This is a genomic window from Leifsonia sp. HAY1-4F, from assembly GCF_056755275.1.
The window spans coordinates 1-4,632 of sequence record NZ_JBNDHX010000166.1; the positions used below are offsets into that span (position 1 = coordinate 1).

General features: G+C 63.7%; 2 protein-coding genes and 1 pseudogene. 2 read left to right on the forward strand and 1 reads right to left on the reverse strand.

Annotated elements, in window-relative coordinates; translation table 11 throughout:
• On the forward strand, positions 1-526 hold a 526-nt coding region (locus ACPYOG_RS18665; RefSeq protein ID WP_481295641.1), incomplete at its 5' end, for a substrate-binding domain-containing protein.
• A 252-nt stretch (positions 527-778) separates the two neighbouring features.
• A pseudogene (locus ACPYOG_RS18670) lies at positions 779-1,925 on the forward strand (integrase core domain-containing protein).
• Between the two features lie 700 nt (positions 1,926-2,625).
• Here the strand turns inward: ACPYOG_RS18670 and ACPYOG_RS18675 are convergent.
• The gene (locus ACPYOG_RS18675; RefSeq protein WP_481295642.1) at positions 2,626-2,874 is read right to left on the reverse strand and encodes a hypothetical protein; all 249 of its coding nucleotides are present in this window, start codon (positions 2,872-2,874) and stop codon (positions 2,626-2,628) included.
• Positions 2,875-4,632: the final 1,758 nt, after the last annotated feature.

Genomic DNA, 4,632 nt, shown 5'->3' on the forward strand with positions numbered 1-4,632 from the left:
GGACCAGGCCGAAGGCGCGCGCCAGGCGACACGGCACCTGCTGGACCTCGGCCACAGCACCGTCTGGCACATCTCCGGCCCCGAGGACTCGTACTCCGCCGGCCGCCGCGAGGAGTCCTGGCGCCGGACGCTGGAGGAGGCCGGCGCTCCGGTGCCCGAGGTGTTCCGCGGGGACTGGTCCACCGCCGCGGGCTACCGGCACGGCCAGGAGATCGCCTCCCGGCCCGAGATCACTGCCGTCTTCGCAGCGAACGACCAGATGGCACTGGGTGTGCTGCGCGCGCTGCACGAGGCGGGTCGCCGGGTGCCGGAGGAGGTGAGCGTCGTCGGCTTCGACGACATGGCCGAGTCGGACTCCTTCTGGCCGCCGCTCACGACCATCCACCAGGAGTTCGAGGCGATCGGCCGCCGGGCGCTGGAGCTGCTGGTCGCCGAGATCGAGGAGCGCCCGGAGCCCGTGCGCTCCTCCGTGCTGCACACCCGGCTCGTGGTCCGGTCGAGCACCGCTGCGCCGCCCTCGCGCTGAGCCGCGGGGCGCGGGCGGCGGGAGCGGTGCGGTGCGGCGAAACGAAAAGCCCCGCTTCGCCGGCGATATGCCTGATCAGCTGGGCTTTTCTACTGTCTCAACCAGTGTGCGCCACGTGGTGTCTGGTTTCAGGACATCGTGAACGGGTGTCTCGGGACATCGTGAACGGTCTCGGTGGTGCGGATTTGATGTCTCGGGACATCGTGAACGGTCTCGGTGGTGCGGATTTGATGTCTCGGGACATCGTGAACGGTGAGCAAAGCCGAGGTGCTGATTAAAGCCGTCACCGTCCAGGGCCTCAGTTATGGGGAGGTGGCCAAACGGTTCGGGGTTTCTAAGCCCTTGGTTCACAAGCTCCATCACCGATGGCTCGAGGAAGGCGATGCGGCCTTCCAGCCCCACTCGCGCCGTCCGACGAGATCACCGAACCAGACACCGGCGACGGTCCGAGAACGGGTGCGGGCGTTACGACAGGAGCTGATCGGCAACGGAATGGATGCCGGCGCCGACACCATCGCTGAGCTTCTCGCCCGTGAGGGCCTCCAGCTGAGCCGGTCGACGATCTGGCGCATCCTCACCGATCATCCCGCAACCCCGCAAACGGCCCCGCTCCTCCTGGCAACGCTTCGCCGCGGACCGCCCCAACGAGCTCTGGCAATCGGACTTCACTCACGTCCAGCTCACCACCGGGCAGGACCTGGAGGTCATCGGCTGGCTGGACGACCATTCCCGCTACCTGTTGCACCTGTCAGCTCACCGCCGGGTCACCGGCCGGATCGTCACCGACACCTTCACCGCTGCTGCTACTGAACACGGCTACCCTGCCGCAACACTGACCGATAACGGGATGGTCTACACCACCCCCTACGCCGGCAACGCCGCCGGCACCGGAGCCGGCAACGCCTTCGAAGCGCTCCTGGCACTCAACGGCATCATCCAGAAAAACGGCCGCCCCTTCAAACCCACCACCCAAGGCAAGATCGAACGCTTCTGGCAAACCCTCAAACAGCACCTCGCCGCCCACCCCGCCAAGACGACCGAGGAACTCCAACAGATCCTCGACCGGTTCCGTCAGCACTACAACACCATCCGGCCCCACCGCGCCCTCAGCCGCCGAACACCCCAATTCGCCTACCAGCTGATCCCGAAAGCCACCCCCACCCCACCCGGCGATCCCGGTCTTTGGCGCGTCCGCTACGACACCATCGACCTGCACGGCAAGATCAGCCTCCGCCACCACGGCCGCATGCTCCACCTGGGCATCGGCCGCGCCCACGCCCGCACCGAGATCATCTGCCTGATCCACAACAACGACGCCACCATCACCACCCACGACGGCACCGTCCTGGCCGAATACGTCCTCGACCCCACCCGCGACTACCAACGCAAAAACGGCTGAACCCCCGTTTCCGAGGGTTCAGCCGTTCACGATGTCCCGAGACATCACAGTGTGCGCCACGAGGGATTCGAACCCCCAACCTTCTGATCCGTAGGCAAAGCGGCGGCGTCCGCACGCGTCCAAGATCGGCGGAATTCCGCGGGTATTCGTCCGCTGGTGTCGCCGGGGACGCACCCGGATCGCGGCGGGTTGCTGTCACGGTTGCTGTCAACTGAGCGGCCCGGTCTTTCGGGACTGGGCCGCTCAGCTCTGTGAGCGATAGGTGCGTCTGGCCCGTCGAATCCGAGCAGCGCACCGCGCGGCGGAGCCGCGCTTGAGTCAGTACGGAAAGTTCTCACCGAACGGCCAGTGCGGGTGCGGTCGTGTTGCGATGTCGCGGCATGTGAGCTGCGGCAGGCTCGGGATGGAGCCGGGTCAGGGGTCGAGCTTGCTCGATCGCATGGCGACGCGAAGCGCCCTTGATGCGAGCGGGCTGGCGTCAGCTCCCAGCCTTGTGCGCCGCTTCGAGGAATCCTGTTCCTCGGTGCTGCCTCCCGGCTAGGGGGTTTAAAGCACGGACGATTTCGGGCACTTAGCCTTTGCTGGAGAAGTACGCAATGTCTTGTTCAAGGTAGCGGTGCTTTCCTCCGACGTGGCCACCGACTCTGCCTCCTGTGATGTTGTTCATAACGGCGTCAGCGCGGATTGAGCGCCACGCGTCTTACTCATGGGTCCTGTCCGACAACACCGCATTGAGAATTCCGGTTGGCGCTTCGTCAATGTCATAAGTCCGAGTCCGCCCGAGTTGCACGTAATCCTCCGGGGTCATCCAATTCGGGCGTTCTTGCGCGACAACAAGTTCGGGGTAGCGGTTGAGGATCTCGTCTTCCGAGCGCGCCCGAATCAACCCCCAGAGACCACCCATTCCATAGTCGTACACGACCAGGAAGAGACGCTTGCTGTGATCCATTGGGTACTCCATCCTGGCGACCTAGAATGTGTGAAACTTTAGGCCGTCGACGCCCATGCCCACCAAAAAGGGAGCCGATAGCGGGATCACTGTTTGCTTCTTGGGTGGCAATGGAGGGTCCGACCCCTAGGGGAAGTTGTCGCGTCAGGCTTAGGGGCGGGTTGATGGCGCTTCTTCGCGTCGCAGTTTGGCGCGCTGCACGTAGGCTCCGCAGAACATCCCTACTGCGATCAGAACGGGAATAAAGACTTCCGCTGCACCGCCGGTGAGCAAAAAGATCACAGATACGAAGCAAAAGAACAGTCCGGCGCCGAATTGGAATCGCATACGCGTGCGACGCGGCCATCGTTGAAACAAACTGTGTCCTTCCCTTGCTCTAAGCCGTACCCTAACGGCACATATGGCTTGAAACGATCGTCCACTAGTGCGGGGACGCCGTCGTGTCGTCCTAGATGGCTCGTAGGCCTCCGCGTCTGGAATGAGCGGTGCTATGAGCAGAAGAACTTCACTGACGAAGAGCTGGCTGAGACAATCACTGTCCTAAGTCTCGAGCAGGGTCGGGGCGTTTCGGAAGAATGGCGCGAGGAGCTTCTTGAGCACCTGCTGTGGGCGCGTAGCTCCCGCCTCGACATCAGTGCCGCGCTCGGGAAAGCCGGCGCTCTCGGGCGATCGATATCGCACTGGGCGCAGACGAATCCGAGGGACTCAACTACCTGGTCTGGCGGAAGCCGCATTAGTTGGCGGTTGAAACCACGCGGAACTGATCCCAGCACGCGGTGAGGCTCGGAAAATAGAGTTGGCGGAAATTGCGACTACTTCGCCCGCTGGACGCTCGCCGGTCAACCGTCGCCTTCGGGATGAAGCCACCGCGAGAACGGTCGAGTCGAGCCAGTAGGGTGACAACGTGGATCCCGCCTCGATTGTCAGCGCAGTCGCTGCTGTGACTGCCGCGGTCGCAGCCGTTGCGTCTTGGCGCGCAGCCGTTGCGTCCAACCGCTCATCGAAGCAGCTGGCTGAGATCGAAGTGGATCGGCGGCACTCCGAGCTAACGCCTCAGCTGCTTGCGACGCTCGAGCGCGTAGGTGCTCAGACATACCTTCGTGTCCGGTTCGATGGCCCTCCGAGTCTGGACCGTCTCGATCGAATCACTATCCGTGTGCTCGACGACGACGTTGATCACACAACAATCGACCGAGACCACGATCCTGCAACTCAGATCTGGGGGCCCTTGCGTTTCGTGCCGGGCATCGATGGTGCCAGTAGCGATGGTCGCATCGTTGGGCCGTTCGCGTTGGCGAGACGAAGCTCGCGGGTCTTCGCGGTCGAGCCGACCCGTGCTCCGGTGTGGGCAGACGACTCAAACGGGTGGTGGCGCCGCACATATCAAAGCGAAGACTCGGTTTTTCGCACTGAGGCCCACTGTGAGAGTGCGGGCTATTCGCCGTGGGTACTTGTCAGTCACACGGTTGGTCAGCCAGCGGAGTCTCTTCCGGGCTGACCCGCGAAGATCTTCCTCGCATTTGCAACATACCCGCGGACCTCGTCGCCAAAGGTGGTCAGATTTACTCCGCTAGCGCGGTCTCGGCGGAACGCCGCGCGAACGAGACGCGCGTGACGGATCCCGAGGATGAAGATCACTGCACCCGTTCCGGCAAACGCGATGCCAGCACTCAGCGATGCAGCCGACGCGGACGCACCGCCGCGAGAGGCGGACGTAACCTGCGCGATTCCTGCGAAAACGACGACCAGTCCATATCC